The organism is Streptomyces sp. NBC_01808 (assembly GCF_035917395.1).
In the GTDB taxonomy this organism is placed as follows: Bacteria; Actinomycetota; Actinomycetes; order Streptomycetales; family Streptomycetaceae; genus Streptomyces.
On sequence record NZ_CP109072.1, the window covers coordinates 4,494,423 to 4,518,505 of the forward strand.

General features: G+C 71.8%; 23 protein-coding genes and 1 pseudogene. 17 read left to right on the forward strand and 7 right to left on the reverse strand.

Going from position 1 to position 24,083, the window contains the following annotated elements:
* Positions 1-109 precede the first annotated feature (109 nt).
* The 3 genes from OG946_RS19670 to OG946_RS19680 all read left to right on the forward strand — a co-directional run bounded on the left by OG946_RS19670 (position 110) and on the right by OG946_RS19680 (position 3,242).
* The gene (locus OG946_RS19670; RefSeq protein WP_326797370.1) at positions 110-1,270 is read left to right on the forward strand and encodes a serine hydrolase domain-containing protein; all 1,161 of its coding nucleotides are present in this window, start codon (positions 110-112) and stop codon (positions 1,268-1,270) included.
* 47 nt (positions 1,271-1,317) lie between these two features.
* Entirely contained in the window at positions 1,318-2,304 is a 987-nt protein-coding gene (locus tag OG946_RS19675) for a C40 family peptidase (protein ID WP_326797371.1), read from the forward strand.
* Between the two features lie 194 nt (positions 2,305-2,498).
* Positions 2,499-3,242, forward strand: coding sequence for a phosphatase PAP2 family protein (locus tag OG946_RS19680; protein WP_326797372.1), 744 nt, complete (start codon positions 2,499-2,501; stop codon positions 3,240-3,242).
* Positions 3,243-3,404: 162 nt separating this feature from the next.
* On the opposite strand, the gene OG946_RS19685 is transcribed toward OG946_RS19680, so the two are convergent.
* Both OG946_RS19685 and OG946_RS19690 read right to left on the reverse strand, forming a co-directional pair.
* Positions 3,405-4,973 (reverse strand): FAD-binding oxidoreductase, encoded by a 1,569-nt coding sequence (locus OG946_RS19685; protein ID WP_326797373.1) that lies wholly within the window; start codon positions 4,971-4,973, stop codon positions 3,405-3,407.
* Between the two features lie 69 nt (positions 4,974-5,042).
* Entirely contained in the window at positions 5,043-5,258 is a 216-nt protein-coding gene (locus tag OG946_RS19690) for a hypothetical protein (RefSeq protein ID WP_326797374.1), read from the reverse strand.
* Positions 5,259-5,351: 93 nt separating this feature from the next.
* On the opposite strand from OG946_RS19690, the gene OG946_RS19695 reads away from it, so the two are divergent.
* Both OG946_RS19695 and OG946_RS19700 read left to right on the forward strand, forming a co-directional pair.
* Positions 5,352-6,263, forward strand: coding sequence for a hypothetical protein (locus OG946_RS19695; RefSeq protein WP_326797375.1), 912 nt, complete (start codon positions 5,352-5,354; stop codon positions 6,261-6,263).
* 159 nt (positions 6,264-6,422) lie between these two features.
* The gene (locus tag OG946_RS19700) at positions 6,423-6,626 is read left to right on the forward strand and encodes a hypothetical protein (RefSeq protein WP_442814419.1); all 204 of its coding nucleotides are present in this window, start codon (positions 6,423-6,425) and stop codon (positions 6,624-6,626) included.
* Positions 6,627-6,800: 174 nt separating this feature from the next.
* On the opposite strand, the gene OG946_RS19705 is transcribed toward OG946_RS19700, so the two are convergent.
* Positions 6,801-7,136 carry a metal-sensitive transcriptional regulator gene (locus OG946_RS19705; RefSeq protein ID WP_326797377.1) on the reverse strand — a complete coding sequence of 112 codons (336 nt, stop codon included), beginning with the start codon at positions 7,134-7,136 and terminating at the stop codon, positions 6,801-6,803.
* Between the two features lie 227 nt (positions 7,137-7,363).
* Here OG946_RS19705 and OG946_RS19710 point away from each other — a divergent pair, with 227 nt between their 5' ends.
* Both OG946_RS19710 and OG946_RS19715 read left to right on the forward strand, forming a co-directional pair.
* Positions 7,364-7,984, forward strand: coding sequence for a DUF47 domain-containing protein (locus OG946_RS19710; protein ID WP_026276740.1), 621 nt, complete (start codon positions 7,364-7,366; stop codon positions 7,982-7,984).
* Between the two features lie 5 nt (positions 7,985-7,989).
* Positions 7,990-8,988, forward strand: a complete 999-nt coding sequence (locus tag OG946_RS19715) for an inorganic phosphate transporter (protein WP_326797378.1) — start codon at positions 7,990-7,992, stop codon at positions 8,986-8,988.
* A 45-nt stretch (positions 8,989-9,033) separates the two neighbouring features.
* Here the strand turns inward: OG946_RS19715 and pstB are convergent, their stop codons facing one another.
* From pstB to pstS, 4 genes are all read right to left on the reverse strand, one after another.
* The gene (pstB, locus tag OG946_RS19720) at positions 9,034-9,810 is read right to left on the reverse strand and encodes a phosphate ABC transporter ATP-binding protein PstB (RefSeq protein WP_326797379.1); all 777 of its coding nucleotides are present in this window, start codon (positions 9,808-9,810) and stop codon (positions 9,034-9,036) included.
* Positions 9,811-9,839: 29 nt separating this feature from the next.
* On the reverse strand, positions 9,840-10,904 hold the full coding sequence (gene pstA / locus OG946_RS19725) for a phosphate ABC transporter permease PstA (protein ID WP_326797380.1): 1,065 nt from the start codon (positions 10,902-10,904) through the stop codon (positions 9,840-9,842).
* Positions 10,901-11,908 (reverse strand): phosphate ABC transporter permease subunit PstC, encoded by a 1,008-nt coding sequence (gene pstC, locus OG946_RS19730; protein WP_442814421.1) that lies wholly within the window; start codon positions 11,906-11,908, stop codon positions 10,901-10,903. The genes pstA and pstC overlap by 4 nt, the downstream gene beginning before the upstream one ends.
* A 140-nt stretch (positions 11,909-12,048) precedes the next feature.
* Positions 12,049-13,182: a phosphate ABC transporter substrate-binding protein PstS gene (gene pstS / locus OG946_RS19735; protein ID WP_326797381.1), complete on the reverse strand. Its 1,134-nt coding sequence runs from the start codon at positions 13,180-13,182 to the stop codon at positions 12,049-12,051.
* A 304-nt stretch (positions 13,183-13,486) separates the two neighbouring features.
* Here pstS and OG946_RS19740 point away from each other — a divergent pair, with 304 nt between their 5' ends.
* From OG946_RS19740 to OG946_RS19785, 10 genes and pseudogenes are all read left to right on the forward strand, one after another.
* Positions 13,487-14,641 carry a zinc-dependent metalloprotease gene (locus OG946_RS19740; RefSeq protein WP_047017098.1) on the forward strand — a complete coding sequence of 385 codons (1,155 nt, stop codon included), beginning with the start codon at positions 13,487-13,489 and terminating at the stop codon, positions 14,639-14,641.
* Positions 14,642-15,060: 419 nt separating this feature from the next.
* A pseudogene (gene tilS / locus OG946_RS19745) lies at positions 15,061-15,999 on the forward strand (tRNA lysidine(34) synthetase TilS); the annotation flags it as partial.
* 190 nt (positions 16,000-16,189) lie between these two features.
* Positions 16,190-16,729 (forward strand): hypoxanthine phosphoribosyltransferase, encoded by a 540-nt coding sequence (gene hpt / locus OG946_RS19750; protein ID WP_326797383.1) that lies wholly within the window; start codon positions 16,190-16,192, stop codon positions 16,727-16,729.
* A gap of 302 nt (positions 16,730-17,031) precedes the next feature.
* Positions 17,032-19,098, forward strand: coding sequence for an ATP-dependent zinc metalloprotease FtsH (gene ftsH, locus OG946_RS19755; RefSeq protein WP_326800315.1), 2,067 nt, complete (start codon positions 17,032-17,034; stop codon positions 19,096-19,098).
* Positions 19,099-19,182: 84 nt separating this feature from the next.
* The gene (gene folE / locus OG946_RS19760; protein ID WP_326797384.1) at positions 19,183-19,806 is read left to right on the forward strand and encodes a GTP cyclohydrolase I FolE; all 624 of its coding nucleotides are present in this window, start codon (positions 19,183-19,185) and stop codon (positions 19,804-19,806) included.
* The gene (locus OG946_RS19765) at positions 19,806-20,801 is read left to right on the forward strand and encodes a formylglycine-generating enzyme family protein (RefSeq protein WP_326797385.1); all 996 of its coding nucleotides are present in this window, start codon (positions 19,806-19,808) and stop codon (positions 20,799-20,801) included. The genes folE and OG946_RS19765 overlap by 1 nt, the downstream gene beginning before the upstream one ends.
* 269 nt (positions 20,802-21,070) lie before the next feature.
* Positions 21,071-21,928, forward strand: a complete 858-nt coding sequence (gene folP / locus OG946_RS19770) for a dihydropteroate synthase (protein WP_326797386.1) — start codon at positions 21,071-21,073, stop codon at positions 21,926-21,928.
* Between the two features lie 625 nt (positions 21,929-22,553).
* On the forward strand, positions 22,554-22,922 hold the full coding sequence (gene folB, locus OG946_RS19775) for a dihydroneopterin aldolase (RefSeq protein WP_326797387.1): 369 nt from the start codon (positions 22,554-22,556) through the stop codon (positions 22,920-22,922).
* A gap of 3 nt (positions 22,923-22,925) precedes the next feature.
* Positions 22,926-23,519, forward strand: coding sequence for a 2-amino-4-hydroxy-6-hydroxymethyldihydropteridine diphosphokinase (gene folK, locus OG946_RS19780; protein WP_326797388.1), 594 nt, complete (start codon positions 22,926-22,928; stop codon positions 23,517-23,519).
* 60 nt (positions 23,520-23,579) lie between these two features.
* A complete protein-coding gene (locus OG946_RS19785; protein ID WP_326797389.1) occupies positions 23,580-24,068 on the forward strand; it encodes a DUF3180 domain-containing protein in 489 nt (162 codons plus the stop codon).
* Positions 24,069-24,083: the final 15 nt, after the last annotated feature.

A 24,083-nucleotide genomic window follows, 5' to 3' on the forward strand; every position in this document is an offset into this window, starting at 1 on the left:
GGCGGGGGTGGTGCTGGCGCCACCACGGGTCCGGCGGTCGGCACCAGTGATCACAGGGCGTACGGGGACGAGGGTGGAGCCCGCCACACCACGACCCAGGGAGACAGCCGTGAACCGCACCCGCACCCGCACCCGTACCCGCACCGCCGCCCGCCGCGCCGGGGCCGCCGCCCTCCTCGCCGCCGTCGTCGCCGGCGCCGCCGCGCCCGTCGCCGCCGCCCACGGCGCCGGGGGCGCCCCCGACCCCGTACAGCGCCGCCTCGACGCCCTCGTCGAGCGCGACGGCGTCCCCGGCGCCCTCGCGTACGACGGCCGCACGACCCGTACCGCGGGCGTCGCCGACACCGCCACCGGGCGGCCCATGGTCGGCGCCGAGGGCCGCTACCGGATGGCCAGCAACACCAAGGCGTTCACCGCCACCGCCGTCATGCGGCTCGTCGCCGCGGGCGAGGTGCGGCTGGACGCGCCCGCCGCGCGGTACGTGCCGCAGCTCGCCGGCACCGGCGTCACCGTGCGGCACCTGCTCAAGCAGACCAGCGGGCTGCCGGAGTACCTGCAGTTCGTCGACTGGAGCCGTGCCGGCACCGAGGAGGAGTACCTCGCGCTCGCCCTCGACCACCCCGCCGACTTCGCACCCGGCGCCCGCTGGGGCTACTCCAACACCAACTACCTCGCGCTCGGCCTGCTGATCAATCAGGTCACCGGCGAGGATTACCGCACGTACATCGAACGCACCCTCATCGAGCCGCTGCACCTGAAGGACACGTACTGGCCCGCGAAGGGCGAGCTGACGCTGCGCGGCCCGCACGCCCGCAACTACGGCGTCGACCCGACCGATCCCGGGGCCGGCGTCACCGATGTGACCGAGCTGCCCGGCTACGAGTTCGGCGCCTCCGGCGGCCTCGTGACCACGCCGAAGGACCAGAACGCCTTCTGGGACGCCCTCTTCGGCGGCAGACTCCTGCCCGGCTGGGCGCTGCGGGCGATGACCCACGACACCACCGACGTCGGCGGCCAGGACACCTACCCCGAGGGCAGCCGGTACGGCTACGGCGTGGCGTCCTTCCCGCTGAGCTGCGGCGGCGTGTACTGGGGCCACGGCGGCGACCTGCCCGGCGACTCCGTCGCCGGCGGGCGGGCCGACCGGGGGCGCGGGACGGTCACCGTCTACACCACCACGTGGGCCGCCGAGGGCGACCGGCTGGCGGACCTCCAGGGGGCGGCCGACGCGGCGCTGTGCGCGAAGGGCCGTACGGGCAAGGGACGTTGAGCAGGGAACGGGCAGACAGCCGGGGCCCGATGAGGGATGGTTGAGGGGTGCGCAAGCTCTGGCTGTTCGTGGCGCTGGGGTCGGGGATGGTCCTGTCGTTCCTGGCCCTGCTCGTCGTCGGCACGTACACCGCCGCGTCCGGTCTCGCCGGCCGCGGCGTCGGCCTGGCGAAGGGTGCTGTGCCCGCCACGTACCAGTCGCTGGTGCAGGAGTGGGGCAACCTCTGCCCGTCCCTCAACCCCGCCCTGCTCGCGGCGCAGTTGTACCAGGAGAGCGGCTGGGACCCCAACGCCGTCAGCCCCGCGGACGCGCGGGGCATCGCGCAGTTCATGCCCGGCACCTGGGCCACCCACGGTATCGACGCCAACGGCGACGGCGAGCGCAACATCAACGACCCCGAGGACGCCATCCCGTCGGCGGCGACGTACGACTGCAAGCTCGCCGGCTACGTCGAGGACGTGCCCGGCGACCCGACCGAGAACATGCTCGCCGCGTACAACGCGGGACCGTACGCCGTCATCAAGTACAACGGCGTGCCCCCGTACCGCGAGACGCAGAACTACGTGCAGATCATCCGTGCGCTGGAGGAGAGCTTCGCCGCCCCCACCTCCCGCCTGTCGCCGTCGAAGCAGGCCGCGGGCGCCATCCACTACGCGCAGGAGAAGCTCGGCACGCCCTATCTGTGGGGCGGTGACGGCACGCCGGAGGAGGGCGGCCGGTTCGACTGCTCGGGGCTGACGAAGGCGGCGTACGCCTCCGTGGACATCGAGCTGCCGCGGGTGGCGAACGACCAGTGGAACGCCGGGCCGCACCCGAGCAGGGACGAACTGCTGCCCGGCGACCTGGTGTTCTTCGCGTACGACATGAACGACTCGCGCTCCATCCACCACGTCGGCCTGTATGTAGGGGGCGGCTACATGATCGACGCCCCTTACACCGGCGCCGTGATCCGCTTCGATCCGATCGACTCGCCGGACTACTTCGGCGCGACCCGGGTCACGGAGGCGGGCGCGGAGGCGCTGCCGAAGCGCTGACGTGCGACGCGCCGCCGCGCGCGGTCGCCGTAAGGGCCGCACGGACGGTCACTCTTCGATAACCTCCCGGTGATCTTTCGGTCGCAAGCGGAACGCCGACCGTCGCGGCGCCGTTGCAAAGGGCGAGCGGCACCGTTGCAATAGGGAAGACGGCAGTCGCCGATCAGCGGGAAACGGGTGGGGAGAGGAGCCGAGTGGACATGCGTTCGCTGCACCTGGCGGGGGCACCCCCGAGCGGGTCGAACGCCGACGTTTCCGTGCTGTTCGACATCAACGGCGTTGCGGACTCCACGCCGCCCTGGTTCGACCGCGGGGCGGCGTTCCTCGGCGAGTACGGACTGATCGGGTTGCTCGGCGTGCTGCTGGTCGTGTGCTGGTGGCGCGCGCGCCGGCGTACGGGCGCGGTGCCGGCCGTGACCGCGCTGCTGTGGGGCCCGCTCGCGGCGGCGCTCGCGCTGCTCGCGAACATCCCGATCCGCGAGATCGTTGAGCGCCCGCGGCCGTTCCGGGAGCACGAGGGCCTGGAGGTCCTGCTGCCCGGCACCACCGGGTATTCGTTCGTCAGCGACCACACGTCGGTCGCCATGGCGCTGGCGGTCGGCATCTTCATGGCGAGCAAGCGATACGGGCTCGCCGCGCTGGCGCTCGCGCTGCTGGAGGCGCTGAGCCGCGTCTACCTGGGCGTGCACTACCCCTCGGACGTCGTCGGCGGCATCGCGCTCGGCACGTCGGTGGCGCTGCTGCTCGCACCGGCGGCGACGGCCGGGTTGATGCCGCTGGTGAGACGGGCGCCCGAGTGGCTCGTCGGCGACCCGGAGGCGGCGTACGCCGACCGGGACCGGGAGCCGGCGACGGGTCCCGGCGCGGTCCCCGCGCCGCGGACGGAGCCGCTGGAGCGGGGCGGAGGCGGCCGGGACGGCGACGAGTTGGCGGCGTAGCGGGTACGGGTGCGGGCTCCCGGGCGGCTACGGAGGCCGGGGCCCGGCGCGTACGGAAGCAGTCCACGCCGGGCGCGTGCGCCCATGCGCCCCCCGAAGTTCTCCGCGCCCGGCCGCTACACCGCGTGACGCCCACACCCCGGCGCCCACGCCCCCCGGCGCCTACACCGCCTGGTCGAAGTCGAACAGCCGCTCCGGGTCGTACCGCTTCTTCACCTTCGCCAGCCGCTCCGCCGCGGGACCGTAGTACGCGCCGCGCCACTTCCGCAGCTCCGGATCCGTGTAGTTCTGGTATGCCGCCCCCGAGGCGTGCTCCCGCATCGCCGCGTGCGTGTCCGCCAGCCACCGCTCGCCGGGACCGCCGTCCTCGCCCTCGTCCCACGACGAGATGTACTGCGCCAGCACCCGCGACCCGCGGTGCACGAACGCCGTGTCCGCCACCGGCACCCGGTTCACCGCCCCGCCCAGCGCGGTGAGGATGAACAGCGCGTCCGCCGACCGCGACGCCTTCTCCGCCCGGTCCAGCAGCGTGCCGATGCCGCCGGCGCCCAGCGGCTCGTCGTAGAAGTCGGAGCGCGCCGCGAACGTGTCGCGCTGCAGGATGCCGCGCGCGTTGCGGCCCGGGACGCTGCCCTGGAGCCGGCACTGCTCGCGGTCGGCCTGGGCGCAGCCCGCGTACGAGCGCATGGCGTGGATGTACGACTGCGGGCCGATGGAGACGTCCTCGGCGGGCCCGGGGCCGCCGGCCTGGTCGGCGAGGAAGTCGACGGCGGCGTGCATGTCGTCCTCGGTGCCCAGCGACATCGCGGCCACGGAGATCGTCGGCTCGCCGCCGCGGGTGTTGCCGAAGTGGACGGCGGACCACAGCTCGTCGGGCTGGTCCGGGCCCCACTGCTGCCAGGTCGTGAGCAGCGCCTCGGCCTTCGACCAGGGCCACACCATGTTCGCGGCGACGACGTCCGAGGCCTCGCGGGTGTCGTAGCGCAGTTCGGTGACGACCCCGAAGTTGCCGCCGCCGGCGCCGCGCAGCGCCCAGAACAGGTCCTCGTTCTCGTCCGCCGAGCACTCGACGGTCTTGCCGTCGGCGGTGACGACGGTGGCGCCGCGGAGGTGGTCGCAGGTGAGTCCGTACGCGCGCGAGACGACCCCGTGGCCGCCGCCGAGGGTGAGGCCGGCCATGCCGACCGTCGCGCAGGAGCCGGCGGGTATGGTCCGGCCGCGGACGGCGAGGACCTCGTAGACGTCGATGGTGCGCGCCCCGGCGCCGACGGTGGCGGTGTCGGAGTCGGCGTCGATGCCGGAGAGGGCGGAGACGTCGACGACGAGGCGGCCGTTGCCGCTGGAGAAGCCGGCGTAGGAGTGGCCGCCGCTGCGTACGGCGACGGGGACGCCGGCGGCGCGGGCGAAGCGCAGGCACTCGGCGGCGTCGTCGGCGTGGTCGACGTACGCGACGGCGGCGGGGCGCAGGTCGTCGAAGCGGGTGTTGTACTGCTGGGCGGCGACGCGGTAGTCGTCGTGCCCGGGGAGGACGAGGCGGCCGGCGAGGGACTGCCCGAGCGCGGGCCAGTCCGGCGGTCCTGTGGCCGGGCCGCTGCCGGAACCGGAGTGGGAGCCGCCGGGCTTGGGGTCGGGCTTTCCGCCGTCGTCGTCGCCCGAGCAGCCGGCGACGCCGGCGGCACCCACGCCTGCGGCGGTGGCGAGGGCGGTACGGAGCACTGTGCGCCTGTCCATCGGGACAGCACAGCGCATCGTGTCCACCCTTCGCTACCCCCAAGTAGCAAAGCCTGGCGCCGGGGTCAGTCAGCCGATGCCGTCCGGGAGGTGGTCCGCGGCGTCCGTACGGGCCCGGGAGCGGGCGCGGCGGGCAGGCCCCGTCCAGCCGCAGGTGCAGCGGGCGAAGGCGAACGCGCCCTGCTCGGCGGTCGACGTGCGGTGCGTGCCGCCGCGGTACGGGCCGTCGGAACCCGCGCCGCCCTGGGGGTCACCCGGCCCGCCGCCGGGTCCGTCGCTGAGCACGCGGTCACGGTACCGCGGTGGGAAAGACCGTGACGGTGCCCCCTCCACATCGTTAAGCGAACCGGAGGAAACACCGGCCGGGGGTAGCGAGAGATGGCGGCGGAGCAGCGGCGGACCGTAGGTACCGGCACCACGCCCGCACGCCCCGGCACCGCCCCCAAGGCCCGCCCCGGCGCCGCCCCCGCGGCGCGGCCCGCGGTCGCGCTCGCGCTCCTCGGCGCCCTCGCCGCCGCGGCCCTGTCCGCCACCGCCGGCTGCTCCGAGCGCGGCGCCGCGGCCGACGAACACCCGGGCGGCGACCCGCTGACCGCCGTGCAGCGCGCCGCCGACGCGCTGGCCGGCGCGGGCAGTTCCCGCGCGCGTACGGCGATGGAGATGATCAGCGGCGGCACCCGCGTCACCGTCAGCGGCGACGGCGCCTTCGACTACGCGGGCCGGCGCGGCCTGCTGCGCGTGGTGATGCCGCAGACGGAGGAGGAGCCGATCACGGAGCTGTACGCGGTCGGCGAGCTGTACATGAAGAACCGCGGCGCCGGCGTCCCCGCCGACAAGTGGCTCCGGCTCGACACGACCCGGCTCTCCGACGGCAACCTCGTCACCAACGGCGCCACCGACCCGCTGACCGCCGCGGAACTGCTGCGCGGCGCCAGCGAGGTGCGGTACGTGGGCGAGGAGCGCGTCGGCGACAGCGTCGTACGGCACTACGAGGGCACGGCCGACCTCGGCCGCGCCGCCCGCGCGGCGTCCCCGTACGCGCGCGGGGCGCTGGCGGCCGCGGCCGAGGGGTTCGTCCAGGACGCGGTGGCCTTCGACGCGTATCTGGACGAGGACGGCCGGCCGCGCCGGGTGCGGCACGAGTTCGCGCTGTCCGGCGACTCACCGGTGCGGGTGGCGTCGACCGTCGAAACCTACGACTTCGGGGCGCCGGCCGAGGTGGCGTTGCCCGCGGATCGCGACATCTATGCCGGAACGGTTCGCCAGGGCGGCCAACAGCCCGCGTCCTAGCGGGAGTTGATTCCGGTCGTTTGCGCGGGGGCGTCGGGATTCGCCCGGGAAAGCCGGGGCCGTAAATGGTCCAGACGTGTCATGCGCGGACTGTGCCGCCCTACCTACTCTGAGCGGTGAGCCCGGCTGCCGGCGGGTGTGCATGGGGAAGTGGGGTGATTGCACGTGGGTCGGGGGTCGGCTGTCCAGGACCATGTGGCTCTCGCCGAAATCGAGTTGTGCGGTGAATTGATCATCGCGGCGACGAGTGCACCGGAAGAGCGGCTGAGCGACGACCGCATCGACGAGGTGCTGAGGGTGGAAGCCGAGCGGCGCGGCTCCGAGTTGGACCGCAGGCGCGGCCGGCAGGAGATCACGCCGTAGCGACGGGGCACGTGGCGCACGGGGTACATGGCGCAGGGGTACACGGCGCGGCGGGACGGCGCTCGGGACATGTAGCGAAGGGCACGGATCGCAGCCGTGTGCGGCGGAGCGGGCCGCGGGCGCTGCGCGCGGCCCGTACGCGCGCAGCAGCAGCGGCCGGCTGCCCGCCCGGCGCTACGCCCGCAGCATCCGGGCGATCGCGGCGGTGGCCTCCTCGACCTTCGCGTCGATCTCGTCGCCGCCCCGGGCGGCGGCGTCGGCGACGCAGTGCCGCAGGTGCTCCTCCAGAAGCTGGAGCGCGAAGGACTGCAGCGCCTTGGTGCTCGCGGAGACCTGCGTGAGTATGTCGATGCAGTAGACGTCTTCCTCGACCATCCGCTGCAGACCGCGGACCTGGCCCTCGATCCGGCGGAGTCTCTTGAGGTGGGCCTCTTTGTCCTTGCTGTACCCGTGTGGGCCGGAGCCCGGCGCCGTCCCGGCGGGGGTCGTCGTTGCCGTGGTGTCGGTCACGTGCCCGTCCTTCCGTTTCCCATCCCTCGATCCGCCCCGGCGCGTATCGCTGTGTGCCTACCACCGTATGCGAACCGTGCACGATATACCCTCAGGGGGTATATGATACCGCCTTCATGGCATTCTGTCCTGCGGCTGTTCCGCAGAGCCGGTTCGCTCCGCAGGTGCGGCTCGCCTAGCATCATCAGGACCTATTCGCCGATATTCGCAGCACTGAGGATCATCACGTGCGATTTCGTCTGACCCCCAGGGAGACGAGCTTCTACGATATGTTCGCCGCCTCGGCCGACAACATCGTGACGGGCTCGAAGCTCCTGATGGAACTGCTCGGGGCGGATTCCTCCGCCCGGGCCGAGATCGCCGAGCGGATGCGCGCTGCGGAGCACGCCGGCGACGACGCCACCCACGCCATCCTGCACCAGCTCAACGCCTCGTTCATCACGCCCTTCGACCGCGAGGACATCTACCGTCTCGCCAGCTCCCTCGACGACGTCATGGACTTCATGGAGGAGGCCGTCGACCTCGTCGTCCTCTACCAGATCGAGGAGCTGCCGCGGGGCGTGGAGCAGCAGATCGAGGTGCTCGCGCGGGCCGCGGAGCTGACCGCGGAGGCGATGCCCAACCTCCGTACGCTCAACCACCTGCCGGAGTTCTGGATCGAGGTCAACCGGCTGGAGAACCAGGCCGACCAGATCCACCGCAAGCTTCTCGCGCACCTCTTCAACGGCAAGTACGACGCCATCGAGGTGCTCAAGCTCAAGCAGATCGTCGATGTCCTGGAAGAGGCCGCCGACGCCTTCGAGAAGGTCGCGAACACCGTGGAAACGATCGCGGTCAAGGAGTCCTGAGCCCGGTGGACACCTTCGCGCTTGTCGTCACGATCGGGGTTGCGCTCTTCTTCACGTACACCAACGGCTTCCACGACTCCGCCAACGCGATCGCGACCTCCGTCTCCACCCGCGCCCTGACGCCGCGCGCCGCGCTGCTGATGGCCGCGGTGATGAACTTCGCCGGGGCCTTCCTCGGCAGCGGCGTCGCCAAGACGGTGAGCGAAGGGCTGATCGAGACCCCGCACGGGTCGCACGGGATGTGGATCCTGTTCGCCGCCCTGGTCGGGGCGATCACGTGGAACATGATCACGTGGTACCTCGGGCTGCCGTCGTCGTCCTCGCACGCGCTCTTCGGCGGCATGGTCGGTGCGGCGCTGGCGGCGTCGTCGAAGGTGTTCTGGTCCGGGGTGCTGGAGAAGATCATCATCCCGATGTTCGTCTCGCCGATCGTCGGCCTGTGCGTCGGCTATCTGGTGATGTGCGCGATCATGTGGATGTTCCGCCGCTCCACCCCGCGCCGCGCGCAGCGCGGCTTCCGGGTGGCGCAGACGGTCTCGGCGGCGGCGATGGCGCTGGGGCACGGGCTGCAGGACGCGCAGAAGACGATGGGCATCGTGGTGCTGGCGCTGGTCATCGCGGACGTCGAGGACGAGGGCGACGCCATCCCGTGGTGGGTGAAGGTGATGTGCGCGCTGATGCTCTCGCTCGGTACGTACGCGGGCGGCTGGCGCATCATGCGGACGCTGGGGCGGCGGATCATCGACCTCCAGCCGCCGCAGGGGTTCGCCGCCGAGACGACGGCGGCGGGGATCATGTACTCGGCGTCGTTCATGTTCCACGCGCCGATCTCGACGACGCACGTGATCACTTCGGCGATCATGGGCGTCGGTGCGACGAAGCGGGTGAAGGCCGTCCGGTGGGGGGTGGCGAAGAACATCGTGATGGGGTGGTTCGTCACGATGCCGGCCGCGGCGGGGGTGGCGGCGGCGGTGTACTGGCTGGTGCACCTGGCCTTCGAGTAGCGCTGAAGCGTTTCTGCACGGCCTACGCGCCCCGCGGGCCGAGTCTCAGCCGAAGCGGCCCGAGATGTAGTCCTCCGTCGCCTTCTCCTCGGGGTTGGAGAAGATCTTGTCGGTGTCGCCGACCTCGATGAGCCGGCCCGGCTCCCCGACCGCCGACAGGTTGAAGAACGCCGTACGGTCCGACACCCGCGCCGCCTGCTGCATGTTGTGCGTGACGATCACGATCGTGAACCGCTCCTTCAGGTCGGCCATCAGGTCCTCGATGGCGAGGGTGGAGATCGGGTCGAGGGCCGAGCAGGGTTCGTCCATGAGGAGCACCTGCGGTTCGACGGCGATGGCGCGGGCGATGCACAGGCGCTGCTGCTGGCCGCCGGACAGCCCGGAACCCGGGCGGTTGAGGCGGTCCTTGACCTCGTTCCACAGGTTCGCGCCGCGCAGCGACTTCTCCACCACGTCGTCGAGTTCGTGCTTCTTGTACGAGCCGTTGAGCCGGAGCCCGGCGGCCACGTTCTCGTACACGCTCATCGTCGGGAAGGGGTTGGGCCGCTGGAAGACCATGCCGACCACCCGGCGCACCCCGACCGGGTCGACGCCCGGTCCGTACAGGTCGTCGCCGTCGAGGCGCACCTCGCCCTCGACGCGCGCGCCGGGGGTGACCTCGTGCATGCGGTTGATGGTGCGCAGGAAGGTGGACTTGCCGCAGCCGGACGGCCCGATGAAGGCGGTCACGGACTTGGGCTCGACGGACATCGAGATGCCGTCGATCGCCTTGAAGTCGCCGTAGTAGGCGGTCAGGTCACCGATGTCGATGCGTTTGGCCATGGGACTGGAATCTCTTTCTCACGTGGCGGTCAGCGGCCGGTCTTCGGAGCCTTGAAACGGGTGATGAGGCGGGCGAACAGGTTGAGGAGCATGACGAAGATGATGAGCACCAGGGCGGCGGCCCAGGCGCGGTCGAAGGAGGCGCTGTTGCCGTTGGCCCACTGCTCGTAGATGTAGAGCGGCAGCGACGCCTGGGCGCCCTCGAAGGGGTCGGAGTTGATGGCGGGGTTGCCGAAGACGAGCAGCAACAGAGGAGCCGTCTCGCCGGTGATACGGGCCACGGCGAGCATCACGCCGGTCGTGATGCCGCCGAGGGAGGTGGGCAGGACGACCTTGAGGATGGTCTTCCACTTCGGTACGCCCAGGGCGTACGACGCCTCGCGCAGCTCGTTCGGGACGAGCTTCAGCATCTCCTCGGTGGAGCGCACGACGATCGGCATCATCAGGATGGCGAGCGCGAAGGAGCCGGCGAGGCCGGAGTAGCCGAAGCCCAGCCCCATGATCCAGACGCTGAGGATGAACAGGCCGGCGACGATCGACGGGATGCCGGTCATGACGTCGACGAAGAAGGTGACCGCCTTCGCGAGCCGCCCGCCCCCGTACTCGACGAGATACACGGCCGTCAGCAGCCCGATCGGGGTGGCGATCACGGTGGCCAGCGCGACCTGCTGAATGGTGCCGAGGAGGGCGTGGTAGATGCCCCCGCCGGGCGCGATGGCGACGACGCCGTTCATGGAGTGCGTCAGGAAGTAGCCGTCGAGGACCCTGACGCCCTGTCGTACGGTCTCCCAGACCAGCGACGCCAGCGGGATGACGGCCAGCAGGAAGGCGCCCCACACGAGCGACGTCGCCAGCCGGTCCTTCGCCTTGCGGACGCCCTCCGTACGCGCCGATATGGCGTACAGCCCGGCCACGAAGAGCAGCGCGGCGATCAGCCCCCACTGCACCCGGCTCTCCAGCCCCGCGCCCAGCCCGACCGCCACCCCCGCCGCCGCCGCGGCGACCGCGACGGCCACCGGCGCCCAGCGGGGCAGGCGCGGCTGGTGGATGGCGAAGGCGTCGGCCCGGTCCACGACGCTCCCGGGCGCGCTCATGCGTTCGCTCCCGAGTACTCCTTGCGGCGCGCGATGATCAGCCGGGCGGCGCCGTTGACCAGCAGCGTGATGACGAACAGCACCAGGCCGGAGGCGATCAGCGCGTCCCGCCCGAACTCCCCGGCCTCCTTGAACGCCGAGGCGATGTTCTGCGCGAACGTCCCGCCCCCGGGCTGCAGGATCTTCGCCGACAGGATCGCCGACGGGGACAGCACCGTGGCCACCGCCATCGTCTCGCCCAGCGCCCGCCCCAGGCCCAGCATCGAGGCCGAGATGACGCCGGAGCGCCCGAAGGGGAGCACCGACATCCGGATGAGCTCCCAGCGCGTGGCGCCCAGCGCCAGTGCCGCCTCCTGGTGCGTCTGCGGCGACTGCCGGAAGACCTCGCGGCTGACGTTCGTGATGATCGGCAGGATCATGATCGCCAGCAGGATGCCGGCGGTCATCAGGGAGCGCGGGGCGCTGCCGTCGAACGAGAACACGACGGTCCAGCCCAGGAGGTCGTCCAGCCACTCGTACGGGCCGACGAGGTGCGGCACCAGGAACAGGGCGCCCCACAGGCCGTAGACGATCGAGGGGACGGCGGCCAGCAGGTCGATGACGTACGCGAGGGGCGCCGCCACCCTGCGCGGTGCGTAGTAGGTGATGAACAGCGCGATGCCCACCGCGATCGGCACCGCGATGACCATGGCGATGACCGACGAGACGATCGTGCCGAAGGCCAGCACCGCGATGCCGAACACCGGCGGGTCGGCGTTGGCGTCCCACTGGAAGGTGGTGAGGAAGTTGCCCTCGTTCTTGGCGAGGGCGAGCGAGGCGCGGTACCCGAGGAAGGCCGCGATCGCGCCCATGATCACCAGCAGGGTGATCCCGGAGCCCTTCGACAGCCCGGCGAAGACGCGGTCGCCGAGGCGGGTCGCGCTCTTGCGGCGGCCCTTCTCCGGCGGCGCCTTCGGCGGCGGCGGGGCGGAGGTGTGTATGTCGGTGTCGGTGTCGGTACTCACGGGCGGCCTCCCGTCGGGGTGGGGCGGCGGCGCGGGGGTGGGCGCCGTTCGTCCCGGCGGCGGTGCACCGGATACGGGACCCGCGCCCTTCGGGCCCCCGCTCAGGTCGGCGCGGGGGCTGCGGGGGTCGGGGCCGGCGGTCAGGAGAGTGACTCCACTGTCGTACGGACCTTCCCGGCGACCTCCGCGGGCAGCGGGGCGTAGCCGAGCTGGCTCAGCTTCGACTGGCCGGCCTCGCTCGCGGTGTAGCCGAGGAAGGACTTGACCTTGTCGAGGTTGTCCTTGTGGTTGCCCTTGTCGCAGGCGATCTCGTAGGTGAGGAGGGTCAGGGGGTAGGCGCCCTCGGTGTCGGTGGTGAAGTCGAGCTGCATCGCCAGGTCCTTGCCGGAACCGGTGATCTTCGCGGCGGCGATGGCCTTGGAGGCGTTCTGGCTGGTGGCCCCGACGGGCTCCTTGGCGCCGGTGTCGAGCTTGACGGTGTTGATGTCGCTCGCGGTGGCGAAGGACAGCTCGAAGTACGAGACGGCGCCGTCGGTCTGCTTCACCTGCGAGGAGACCCCGGAGGAGCCGTCCGCGGCCTGGCCGCCCTGGACGGGCCACTTCTTGCCGGGCTGGTGCGGCCAGGTGTTCTGGGCGGCGGCGGCGAGGTACTGGGTGAAGTTGTCGGTGGTGCCGGACTCGTCCGAGCGGTGCACCGGCTGGATCTTGGTGTCCGGCAGGTCCGCGTCGGGGTTGAGGTCGGCGATGGCCGGGTCGTTCCAGCTGGTGATCGCGCCGGAGAAGATCCGGGCGAGGACGTCCGCGTTCAGGACGAGGTCGTCCACGTCCTTGACGTTGTACCCGATGGCGATGGGGCCGCCCAGCATCGGGATGTTGACGGCCTCGCCGTTCTTGCAGACCTTCTTCGACGCCTGCACCTCCTCGGGCTTCAGCACCGAGTCGGAACCGGCGAAGCCGGTCTTGCCCTGGAGGAACTCCTGGATGCCGGCGCCCGAGCCGGTGGCCTTGTAGTTGACGGTGATGTCCGGGCAGACGCCCTGGAAGTCGCTGACCCACTGGTCCATGGCGTTCTTCTGCGCCGAGGAGCCCGACGCCAGCAGCTCGCCGGAGCCGGCGCACTTCACGTCGTCGGTCGCGGCCTGGGCGCCGCCACCGGTCGAGCCGGAGCCGCCGGTGTTGTCGTCCGACCCGCAGGCGCCGAGGACGAGGGCGCCGGCGAGGGCGAGGGAGCCGGCGGCCGCGGCGCGCAGCCGGGTGGTGCGGGGAAGCTTCACGGTGGGGGTCCTTTGCGGTTCATGCGGACTGGAGACAGACCTCTCCCTCAGGTATGCGCGTTCCCGTCCGTCTCGCCTGCGCTGGTTCACCTTTCGTTGCCGAATTTAGGCAAAACAGGTGAATCGATCTCCTGTCCGAAGTGAACGAGAAGTGAACCTCCTCCCTCGTTCGGGCGACCACCCCACCGCCCCCGCCCGTGCCCCGCTCCCCGCCCGGCCCGGCACGTCCCCTACGGGCCCTCCCGCAGCCGGTTCCGGGGGCTGCGCGCTCCCGCTCGGCCGCGTGGGCACGTACGGTGAAGAGATGACGAGCATCGGTGGTGCGGAGATGGTCGACTGGAATCTCGCGGTTGCGACCGCGACCCGGCTCGTGCGGCCGGGCCCCGAGGTGAGCCGGGACGAGGCGCGCGCCATCGTCGGCGAGCTGCGGGCGCACGCCCGGTCGGCCGAGGAGCACGTACGCGAGTTCTCCCGGATGTATCCCGAGGGCGCCGACCCGCGGCACGACACCCCGATCCTCGTGGTCGACCGCCCCGGCTGGATCAAGGCGAACGTCGCGGGCTTCCGCGCCGTCCTCGCGCCGCTGCTGGAGAAGATGGACAAGCGCCGCTCCGGCCTCCCCGGCGGGGCCGTCCTGGGCGCCGTGGGCGGCAAGATCACCGGCGTCGAGCTGGGGATGCTGCTGTCGTTCCTGTCCTCCCGCGTCCTCGGCCAGTACGAGACCTTCGCCCCCGCCACCCGCGACCTGCCCGGCGGCCCCGCCGCCCACGCCGGCTCCGGCAGCGGCGGCGCCGGCCAGGGCCGGCTGCTGCTCATCGCGCCGAACATCGTCCACGTCGAGCGCGAGCTGGAGGTCGCCCCGCACGACTTCCGGCTGTGGGTCTGCATCCACGAGGAGACGCACCGCACGCAGTTCACCGCCGTGCCGTGGCTGCGCGACCACCTCCAGGGCGAGATCCAGTCCTTCCTCGGCGAGACCGAGATCGACCCGGCCACCCTCTTGGACCGCGTACGGGAGGCGCTGCAGAGCCTCAGCGGCAGCCGGGAGGAGGGCGGCGAGGAGCGCAGTATCGTCGAGGTCGTCCAGACCCCGGCGCAGCGGGAGATCCTGGGCCGGCTGACCGCGGTGATGTCCCTGCTGGAGGGGCACGCCGACTACGTGATGGACGGCGTGGGACCGCAGGTCGTGCCGTCGGTCTCGGAGATCCGGGAGAAGTTCACCAAGCGCCGCCAGGCCGGCGCGGGCCGGCTGGACCAGGCGCTGCGCAAGCTGCTGGGCCTGGACGCCAAGCTCCGCCAGTACCGCGACGGCGAGCGCTTCGTGCGGCACGTCGTCGACCAGGTCGGCATGGACGGCTTCAACCGGGTGTGGACCTCGCCGAACACGCTGCCCACCAAGGCGGAGATCGCCAAACCGGCGGACTGGATCGCGCGGGTGCACAGCCGCGCGGAGAGCTGACGACCCTCCCGGCGGTTCCCATGGCGGCGATATTCGCGCGACTTTCACCCGTCCGAGGGAGCGAACCCGGCGTTGCCCGCGTGCAATGCTCGGTTGGTCGCTCTCCTCTGTCACCATCGACATACTTACAGTGACGGTCGCGGAGGTGAGCCCGAGCGAGCTCTTCCGCCGCCAGCGAAAGTGAAGTGAAAGCCATGGGTCCCCATCCAGCGGTCGCCGCGATACGTCTGGCCGTACGCCACGTTCTGCACGACGTGCTCACCGAGTACGCCACGGCCCACGTACCCCCCACCCCCGCGGCCTCCCCGGCCGCCCCCCAGGCGTCCCCCGCCGCCCCCACGGTCTCCACGGCCGCGGCCCCCGCACCGGCCTCGCGCGCCCGCTTCGCGGGCACCCCCCGCCCGGCCGCCCCCACAGCCGCCCCGCTGATCCTCGTCGCCTGCTCGGGCGGCGCCGACTCCATGGCGCTGGCCTCCGCCCTCGCCTTCGAAGCCTCCCGCCAGGGCGCCCGCGCCGGCGGCATCACCATCGACCACGGCCTCCAGGACGGCTCCGACCTGCGCGCGCAGGAAGTCGTCGGCCGGCTGCGCGCCCTCGGCCTTGACCCCGTCGAGTCCGTGCGCGTCGACGTCGGCCGCGGCGGCGGCCCCGAGGCCGCCGCCCGCGACGCCCGCTACGCGGCGCTGGACGAGGCCGCGCAGCGCCTCGGCGCCGCCGCCGTACTCCTCGGCCACACCCGCGACGACCAAGCCGAAACGGTGCTGCTGGCGCTCGCCCGCGGCTCCGGCGTGCGCTCCCTGTCCGGCATGGCCGCGACCTCCGGGCCCGGCGGCCGCTACCGCCGCCCGTTCCTGCAGATCGACCGCCAGGTCGCCCGCAAGGCGTGCATGGTCCAGTCGCTGCCCGTCTGGGACGACCCGCACAACGTCGATCCCGCCTACACCCGCTCCCGCGTCCGCCACGAGGCGCTGCCCGTGCTGGAGAAGGCGCTGGGCCGCGGCGTCGTCGCCTCCCTGGCCCGTACCGCCCGGCTCTCCAGGGACGACGCCGACGCCCTCGACGCCTGGGCCGCCGACGCCGAGCGCGCCGTACGGGACGCGGACGGCGGCCTCGACGTCCCCGGGCTGTACGCGCTGCCGCCCGCCGTGCGGCGCCGCGTCCTGCGCCGCGCCGCCCTGGCAGCCGGCTCCCCGGCCGGGTCCCTCTTCAGCCGGCACATCGAGGAGATGGACAAGCTCATCACCGGCTGGCGGGGGCAGAGCGCCCTGAACCTCCCCGGGCGGGTGTCCGCCCGCCGCGAACAGGGCCGGCTGGTCGTCCGGCGGGAGGACCTCCGGGAGGACCTCCGCGAGGACTGACGGCCCGTACGCCGCGGATCCCGCCGGTGCGCAGGCCGGCCGGCGGGACCGTACAGGCCCTGGCTAGCGGTCGGGAGGTGCGGAAAACGTGTCCTACGCGCTCCTGACCGCCCGGAGAACGGATGGCAGACTGTTCGTTCGGCAGTGGTCGTCGACCGAACGAGAGTGACCCCGGGTGGATGTGAAGGACATGGGCGCGGACCTTGAGAAAGTGCTCATCACCAAGGAAGAGATCGACGCCAAGCTCGCCGAGATGGCCGCGAAGATCGACGCGGAGTACGTCGGCAAGGACCTTCTGATCGTCGGGGTGCTCAAGGGCGCCGTGATGGTCATGGCGGACCTCGCCCGCACGCTCTCCACGCCGGTCACGATGGACTGGATGGCCGTGTCCTCGTACGGCGCGGGCACCCAGTCCTCCGGTGTCGTGCGGATCCTGAAGGATCTGGACACCGATATCCAGGACCGGCACGTGATGATCGTCGAGGACATCATCGACTCCGGCCTCACGCTCTCCTGGCTGCTCTCCAACCTCGGCTCCCGGCAGCCGGCCTCGCTGCGGGTCTTCACCCTGCTGCGCAAGCCGGAGGCGGCGAAAGTGCCCATCGACGTGGACTGGGTCGGCTTCGACATTCCCAACGAGTTCGTCGTCGGCTACGGCCTCGACTACGCGGAGAAGTACCGGAACCTGCCCTTCGTCGGCACCCTCGCACCGCACGTGTACGGTGGCTGACGCAGTCCGCGGCTCGGCGTGTGCGGACTGAGGGGACATCCCGCCGCCGCCCCCCGGGTGGCCGGACGCTGGCCGGCGGGTCCCTGCCCGGGGAACACCGGGGGGTTTCCCGCCGTTGGAGCATGGGAAAGCCGGTTTGTTAGCCGTCCCCGGCGGGGACGGGTGACAATTCTGGGGTACCGTCCGAACGACAGTCGTTTCAGTTTGGACCCATAACAGGCATACGCACGGCCACGGGCTCGGTCAGGAGCCAGCCGTGCCTCACTGGGCAGGAGGGACGGGGCGTACGCCGCCCCGTGTGGATGGACGTGAAGCGCTACTTCCGTGGGCCGGTCATGTGGATCGTGCTGGCCGTCCTCGCCGTGGTCCTGTTGATGCAACTGGTCGGCTCCTCCGAGGGCTACAAGTCCGTTGACACCGCCAAGGTCGTCGCCGCGATCCAGAAGGACGACGTCAGCTCCGCGGAGCTGACCACCGGCAACAGCGAGACCATCAAGGTCCAGCTCAAAGACGGCAAGAAGATCGACGGCAGCGACAAGGTCCAGGCCAACTACATCGACAACCAGGGTGTCGATCTGGCCGACAAGCTGCAGAAGAAGTTCGACGGCGGGCACATCCCCGACGGCTACTCGGTCAAGCCGACGAAGGACAACCCGTTCGTCAGCATCCTGCTCTCGCTGCTGCCGTTCGTCCTGATCGTGCTCGTCTTCCTCTTCCTGATGAACCAGATGCAGGGCGGCGGCTCCCGGGTCATGAACTTCGGGAAGTCCAAGGCCAAGCTCATCACGAAGGACACCCCGAAGACGACCTTCTCCGACGTGGCCGGGGCCGACGAGGCCGTGGAGGAGCTCCACGAGATCAAGGAGTTCCTGCAGGAGCCCGCGAAGTTCCAGGCCGTCGGCGCCAAGATCCCCAAGGGCGTGCTGCTCTACGGCCCGCCCGGCACCGGCAAGACGCTGCTGGCCCGCGCCGTCGCCGGCGAGGCAGGCGTGCCGTTCTACTCCATCTCCGGCTCCGACTTCGTCGAGATGTTCGTCGGTGTCGGCGCCTCCCGCGTCCGCGACCTGTTCGAGCAGGCCAAGGCGAACGCACCGGCGATCGTCTTCGTCGACGAGATCGACGCGGTCGGCCGGCACCGTGGCGCCGGCATGGGCGGCGGCCACGACGAGCGCGAGCAGACGCTGAACCAGCTCCTGGTCGAGATGGACGGCTTCGACGTCAAGGGCGGCGTCATCCTCATCGCGGCCACCAACCGGCCCGACATCCTCGACCCCGCCCTGCTGCGCCCCGGCCGGTTCGACCGGCAGATCGGCGTGGAGAGCCCCGACATGCAGGGCCGGCTGGAGATCCTCAGGGTCCACCAGAAGGGCAAGCCCGTCGCCCCGGACGTGGACCTGTCCGCCGTCGCCCGGCGCACCCCCGGCTTCACCGGCGCCGACCTCAGCAACGTGCTGAACGAGGCCGCGCTGCTCACCGCGCGCAGCAACCGGAAGCTGATCGACAACGAGATGCTGGACGAGGCCATCGACCGCGTGGTCGCCGGCCCGCAGAAGCGCTCCCGCATCATGTCGGAGAAGGAGAAGAAGATCACCGCGTACCACGAGGGCGGGCATGCCCTGGTCGCGGCGGCCTCTCCCAGCGGCGACCCGGTGCACAAGGTGACGATCCTCTCCCGCGGCCGCGCCCTCGGCTACACGATGGTGCTGCCCGACGAGGACAAGTACTCCACCACGCGCAACGAGATGCTGGACCAGCTCGCGTACATGATGGGCGGGCGCGCGGCCGAGGAGCTGGTCTTCCACGACCCGACGACCGGCGCCGCCAACGACATCGAGAAGGCGACCGGGCTCGCCCGCAAGATGGTCACGCAGTACGGCATGACCGAGCGGCTGGGCGCGATCAAGTTCGGCTCCGACCAGTCCGAGCCCTTCCTGGGCCGGGAGCTCTCGCACCAGCGCGACTACTCCGAGGAGGTCGCCGCGCTGGTCGACGAGGAGGTCAAGAAGCTGATCGAGACCGCGCACAACGAGGCGTGGGAGATGCTCGTCGAGAACCGCGACGTGCTCGACAACCTGGTGCTGGAGCTGCTGGAGAAGGAGACCCTGGGCAAGGAGGAGATCGCCGAGATCTTCCGGCCCCTGGTCAAGCGCCCGCTGCGGCCGGCGTGGACCGGCTCCTCGCGGCGTACGCCCTCCACCCGGCCGCCGGTCACCTCCCCGCGGGAGACGAACGGCTCGGGCCCGCGGATGCTGGACAAGGCCGAGACGCCGCCCGCCGGCAGCGGCCTGCCGGGCGGCCTCCAGGGCGGCACGCTGCCGGGCGAGGGCCCGCAGCACCAGCCGTCGCCGAGCGAGGGCGGTCAGCCGTAGCGGATACCGCTGGAATGTGTGCAGCGCCCCCGAGGTTCTAGCCTTGGGGGCGCGGCCATTGGCGCAGGTACGAGAGGCACCACGATGACGGATGCGGCTGTCAGGACGGGACACGGCCCGGAGCACGGCGACGGGGCGTACGGCGACTTCGACGAGAAGCGCGCCGCGGACGCCGTGCGTGAACTGCTCATCGCCGTCGGCGAGGACCCGGACCGGGAAGGTCTGCTGGAGACGCCGGCGCGGGTGGCGCGCGCGTACAAGGAGATCTTCGCGGGCCTGCGGCAGCGCCCGGAGGACGTGCTGACGACGACGTTCGACCTGGGCCACGACGAGATGGTGCTGGTCAAGGACATCGAGGTGCTGAGCACGTGCGAGCACCACCTGGTGCCGTTCGTGGGCTCCGCGCACGTGGGGTACATCCCGTCGCGCGACGGGAAGATCACGGGGCTGTCGAAGCTGGCGCGGCTGGTGGACGTGTATGCGCGCAGACCGCAGGTGCAGGAACGGTTGACCACGCAGATCGCGGACTCGCTGATGGAGATACTCGAGCCGCGGGGCGTGATCGTGGTCGTCGAATGCGAGCACTTGTGCATGACGATGCGGGGTGTGCGGAAGCCGGGGGCGAAGACGCTGACGTCGGCGGTGCGCGGACAGCTCCGGCACCCGGCGACGCGGGCCGAGGCGATGAGCTTGATCAGGTCGCGCTGATGGGGGGCGGGGGTACGGAGCCGGGAGCGTGCTGCGCGCCGGGGCGTGGGGCGGAAGGCGCGGCGGTACCGGAGGGCGGCGGGGTCGCCCCGGTCGTCCTGGAGTCTGGAGAGGCCGCACCCGCGTCGGGACCGGCCGCGTACGAACCGCGCGGAGGGTGGCGGAAGCTGCCCGGCGGGGCGTTCCTGATGGGCTACGACGCCGGCCCGTACCCGGCGGACGGGGAGGGCCCGGCGCGCGAGGTGACGGTCGACGGCTTCGCGGTCGCGGCGACGGCGGTGACGAACGAGGAGTTCGCGGTCTTCACCGACGCGACCTCATACGTCACGGACGCCGAGCGCTTCGGCTGGTCCTTCGTCTTCGCGGGCTTCCTGCCCAAGAACTTCCCGCCCACCGCGTCACCGCCGCAGACGCCGTGGTGGCGGCAGGTCCACCAGGCGGACTGGCGGCACCCTGAGGGCCCCGGCTCGGGCCTGCGCGGCCGGTGGGACCACCCGGTGGTGCACGTCTCGCACACGGACGCCCTGGCCTTCTGCGACTGGGCGGGCGGACGGCTGCCGACGGAGGCGGAGTGGGAGTACGCGGCGCGTGGCGGGCTGGAGGGGGAGCCGTACCCGTGGGGGGCGGAGCGGGAGCCGGAGGGCGCGTACCGGATGAACATCTGGCGCGGCAGCTTCCCCGACCGTAACACGGCGGCGGACGGCTACCGGGGGACGTGCCCGGTGGACGCCTTCGAGCCGAATGACTATGGGCTGTACAACGCGACGGGGAACGTGTGGGAGTGGTGCGCGGACTGGTTCCACGCACGGCACCACCGGAATGCCCCGCGCGACAACCCGCGGGGACCGCGGCTGGGGCAGTCGCGGGTGCTGAAGGGGGGGTCGCATATGTGCCATGAGTCGTACTGCTTGCGGTACCGGACGTCGGCGAGGATGGGGAACACACCGGACAGCTCCAGCGGCAACACGGGCTTCAGGGCGATCCGGAGTCTGTGAACCCTGTCCCCTGGCGGGCCTGGCCGCCGAAGGCGGCCCGCCCGCGTACCCGGGCCCTCGGACCCACGTACCCCGGGACCCACGGAACCCCCACGTACCCCGCACGCCCGCCCAAGGGTAGGCGCGCCCTCTGACATCGCCCCGGCGCGCTCGCGCCGGGGCGGTCCGCTCTACGCACCCCCGCCGCCCGACCGCACCCCACCCCTCCTCGGGAAAGCCCCCGGCGCCCTGCCGGGACCGGGTGTGCCGATGGCGCATACGCTGGAGGTATGACGGATGTGCGCAGGGGGCAGGTGGCGGGGCTGCGGGACTTCGGCCGCTGCGCCGTCATGGGCGTCGTCAACGTCACCCCCGACTCCTTCTCCGACGGCGGCCTCTGGTTCGACTCCGCGGCCGCGATCAAGCACGGCATCGACCTCGTCGCCACCGGCGCCGACATCGTCGATGTCGGCGGCGAGTCCACCCGCCCCGGCGCACCCCGCGTGGACGAGGACGAGGAGCTGCGCCGCGTCCTCCCCGTCGTACGGGGCCTCGCGGCAGAAGGCGTACTCGTCTCCGTCGACACCATGCGCGCCACCGTCGCGGAACGGGCGGTCGCCGCCGGCGCCCGCCTCGTCAACGACGTCAGCGGCGGCCAGGCAGACCCCGCGATGGTCCCGGCGGTCGCCGCGACCGGGGTGCCGTTCGTCGTCATGCACTGGCGCGGGCAGTCCATCGACATGAACAACCGCGCGGTCTACGAGGACACCGTGACCGAGGTCGTCGACGAACTCCGCCGCAGCCTGGACCGGGCCGTGGCGGGCGGTATCGATTTCGAGCGGATCATCGCCGACCCGGGCCTCGGCTTCGCGAAGGCGGCGCCGCACGACCTGGTGCTGCTGAACAGCCTCGCCCGGCTCCGCGCGGAACTGGGCCGTCCGCTGCTGGTCGCGGCGTCGCGCAAGCGGTTCCTCGGGCGCGTCCTGGCCGGCCCCGACGGTTCACCACCGCCGGCCCGCGAGCGGGATGCCGCCACGGCGGCGGTGTCGGCGATAGTGGCGCGCGAGGGCGCGTGGGCGGTACGGGTCCACGAGGTCCGGCCGACGGCGGACGCGGTACGGGTCGCGTCGGCGCTGGACGGGGCGTAGAGGGGCGTACGGGCCGCGTACCCGAATCCGTATCGTGAGAGCCCGGCCGTGCGGCCGGAGATCTTTGTCAGAGCAGCGGCCTACCCTGGGGCGGGAGTGCGGGAGAAGGGTGACGGGCGCCCGGCGACGGCGGACGACACAGCGCACCGCGGGACAACCCACCACGCGCAAGACAACCCACCACGCGCAAGACAACCCACCACGCGCAAGACAACCCACGACCCCGCGGGACAACCCACCGCCGCGCGGCACCTACGACCCACCCACCCGTCTCACAAGACCTGGGTCGCGTTCATAGCCCGTTCGAGTCGCCGTCACCCCCCATACCGCTGTCCCGTCGACCCTCCCCCGTAGACGCGGCCACACCCCGCGGCACAGCCGCGAGCAGCCCCGGTCGTTCGGCGTGTCAGCAGGCGCAGGTACATTCGATCGAGGGTCCAGGGGCAGGGCCGAGCATCAGACCACCACCGCTTCGACCGCAGCGAGCCCACTGGCACCGCACATCGACCGAAACGAGCAGCCGAAGACACAAGCGCACAAGCAACCGACGCAAGGCGCAGGGAACAACGTTCAAAGGCACCAGCACACAACGGCCCCCAGACGCAGAAGGTGAGGTGAGCGAGCCATGACCCAAGCCGACCGAGTCGCGCTGCGCGGCCTCAGGGCCCGCGGCCACCACGGCGTCTTCGCGCACGAGCGCGCCGAAGGCCAGCCGTTCGTCGTCGACCTCGTCCTCCACCTCGACACCCGCCCCGCCGCCGCCACCGACGACCTGGCGCGGACCGTGCACTACGGCGTCGTGGCGGAGGAGACCGTCGCCATCGTCGGGGGCGAGCCGGTGGACCTGATCGAGACGCTCGCCGAGCGGATCGCCGCGCAGTGCCTGACCCACGCGCCCGTGCAGCAGGTGGAGGTGACGGTGCACAAGCCGGACGCGCCGATCACCGTTCCGTTCGACGACGTGACCATCACCATCACCCGAAGCAGAGGTTGACCATTGAATCGCAGCGACCCGACCGTGCAGCCAGTGCCGCATTCCGTGGTCGAGCAGGTCGACGCGGCCGACTCGACCCTGCAGAACCCCAAGCTCGCCGTGCTCTCCATCGGCAGCAACCTCGGCAATCGCCTGGAGACCCTCCAGGGCTCCGTCGACGCCCTGGAGGACACCCCCGGCCTCCGCGTCAAAGCCGTCTCGCCGGTCTATGAGACCGACGCCTGGGGCGTCGAGCCGGGCAGTCAGCCGACGTTCTTCAACGCCGTCCTGATCGTACGGACCACCCTCCCGCCCGCGTCGCTGATGGAGCGGGCGCACGCCGTAGAGGAGGCGTTCGCGCGCGTACGGGACGAGCAGTGGGGTCCGCGCACGCTGGACGTCGACATCGTGGCGTACCAGGGCGTCGTCTCCGACGACCCCGCCCTCACCCTCCCGCACCCCCGCGCGCACGAGCGCGCCTTCGTCCTCGTCCCGTGGCACGACGTGGACCCCGCGGCCGAGCTGCCGGGGCGCGGGCCGGTGGCCGAATTGCTGGCGCACGTCGGCCGGCAGGGCGTGCGCCCGCGTACGGACCTCGAACTGCGGCTCCCGGACTGAGCGCATCGTGCCGGCCCTACGGGGCTACGATTTCCGGGGGTTCTGGGAGGAGCGCGTTCGGTGAGGCAACTGCACGTCGGGATGTTGGCCGGCATCTTCGTGGTGGCGGGGGTGCTGTCCTGGGCGGGATCCCGGCTGTGGAACTCGGTGGGGACGCTGCCCAGCGTCCCCGTCGCCGCCCCGGTGGTGCTCGCCCTGATCGCCACCATCCTGACGGCGACCGCGCTGTCCATCCGCTCCCGCCTCGCCGCCCAGCGCGAGCGCGTACCGCACGCCAAGGGCGTCGACCCGCTGATGGCCGCGCGCGCGGTGGTGCTGGGCCAGGCGAGCGCGCTGGTCTCGGCGCTGGTGGCGGGGGGGTACGGAGGGCTGGGGCTGTTCCTGATCCAGGACGGGCTGGACTACGGTACGCGCGGCTCCCAGGTGGTGTACGCGGCGCTGTCGGTGGTCACGGCGGCGCTCGTGGTCGGGGCGGCGTTCTTCCTGGAGCGGGTCCTGAAGCTGCCGGACGACGAGGACGAGGACGACCGCACCCCACCGCGCCGCTAGGCCTCGTTCCGTACG

What these genes read in the sequence shown, in the direction of transcription:
- pstA (WP_326797380.1), bottom strand. Translation starts at nt 10,904, where the DNA reads ATGAGCGCGCCCGGGAGCGTCGTGGACCGGGCCGACGCCTTCGCCATC.
- OG946_RS19765 (WP_326797385.1), top strand. Translation starts at nt 19,806, where the DNA reads ATGGGGGGCGGGGGTACGGAGCCGGGAGCGTGCTGCGCGCCGGGGCGT.
- hpt (WP_326797383.1), top strand. Translation starts at nt 16,190, where the DNA reads ATGGGCGCGGACCTTGAGAAAGTGCTCATCACCAAGGAAGAGATCGAC.
- ftsH (WP_326800315.1), top strand. Translation starts at nt 17,032, where the DNA reads ATGGACGTGAAGCGCTACTTCCGTGGGCCGGTCATGTGGATCGTGCTG.
- OG946_RS19695 (WP_326797375.1), top strand. Translation starts at nt 5,352, where the DNA reads ATGGCGGCGGAGCAGCGGCGGACCGTAGGTACCGGCACCACGCCCGCA.
- folE (WP_326797384.1), top strand. Translation starts at nt 19,183, where the DNA reads ATGACGGATGCGGCTGTCAGGACGGGACACGGCCCGGAGCACGGCGAC.
- folP (WP_326797386.1), top strand. Translation starts at nt 21,071, where the DNA reads ATGACGGATGTGCGCAGGGGGCAGGTGGCGGGGCTGCGGGACTTCGGC.
- pstB (WP_326797379.1), bottom strand. Translation starts at nt 9,810, where the DNA reads ATGGCCAAACGCATCGACATCGGTGACCTGACCGCCTACTACGGCGAC.
- folB (WP_326797387.1), top strand. Translation starts at nt 22,554, where the DNA reads ATGACCCAAGCCGACCGAGTCGCGCTGCGCGGCCTCAGGGCCCGCGGC.
- OG946_RS19685 (WP_326797373.1), bottom strand. Translation starts at nt 4,973, where the DNA reads ATGGACAGGCGCACAGTGCTCCGTACCGCCCTCGCCACCGCCGCAGGC.
- OG946_RS19740 (WP_047017098.1), top strand. Translation starts at nt 13,487, where the DNA reads ATGACGAGCATCGGTGGTGCGGAGATGGTCGACTGGAATCTCGCGGTT.